We start from the raw sequence: 925 nt of genomic DNA on the forward strand, positions 1-925 counted from the left end.
CATGGCGTGGATCTTATCTCTTGCCGATCTGGCACCTTGGGGGCCGAGAGCCCGGCGTGGGCGACCGTGTGGATCCAGGTCTTGCGACCGAGAAGTAGCTTGGGTCCCCACGCCGGATTCTCCCTGAACCGCCCGAACAGTTGGTTGAGTTGGCGCTCGAACTGATAAGACTGGGCAAGCGGGGAGAGCTCTCGACCCTGTCAGCCTAGCGGAGTTCTGCCATGTTTGGGATCGGGATTGATGTGAGCAAAGCCACGCTGGATGTGGCCGTCCATGGAGAGCAGTTTCGCCAATTCAGCAACGACAAGCGCGGGTTTGTACGCTTAATTCGGTGGCTGAAGACGTGGCCGATCAAGCAGGTCGTTCTTGAGGCAAGCGGGGGTTACGAGCGTGCTGCTCTGGATGTATTGCACGCCGCCGGCCTGCCGATGGTGCGAATCAATCCGGCGCGTGCACGGCGATTTGCCCAAGGCACAGGCCGTGCCGCAAAGACCGATCGGCTCGATGCGACAGTGCTGGCGCAGATGGCCCATTTGTTACCGCTGACCCGCTACGTACCGCCTGCCCCTTGGCAGCAGCGTCTGGCTGAATTTGCGCAATGCCGCAGGCATCTGGTGCAGATGCGGGTCAGTGAGATGCAGCGCTTGCGGCGATTGGTCGATCCGGATCTGATTGCGATGAAGCAACGCTATATAGCTCAGCTATCTGACGACCTGAAGCAACTGGACAAAGCTATTGCCGAGCAGCTTGAGGGACAGCCTGGCTGGAAGAACATCGGCGCGCTCAAAGGCGTCGGCCCCATCCTGATCAGCACACTGGCCAGCGAGTTGCCCGAACTGGGCAGCTTGGGAAGCAAAGCCATAGCGTCGCTGGTGGGGCTGGCCCCGATGAACCGCGAAAGTGGCACCTGGCAGGGCCAACGGCG

General features: G+C 60.9%; 1 protein-coding gene. It reads left to right on the top strand.

The window, feature by feature from the left end; genetic code table 11:
• Positions 1–221: 221 nt before the first annotated feature.
• On the top strand, positions 222–925 hold a 704-nt coding region (locus tag VG556_RS22320; protein ID WP_279923344.1), incomplete at its 3' end, for an IS110-like element ISStma6 family transposase.

Origin of the sequence: Stenotrophomonas sp. CASM106, assembly GCF_049384825.1 — a bacterium.
Lineage (GTDB): Bacteria > Pseudomonadota > Gammaproteobacteria > Xanthomonadales > Xanthomonadaceae > Stenotrophomonas > Stenotrophomonas muris.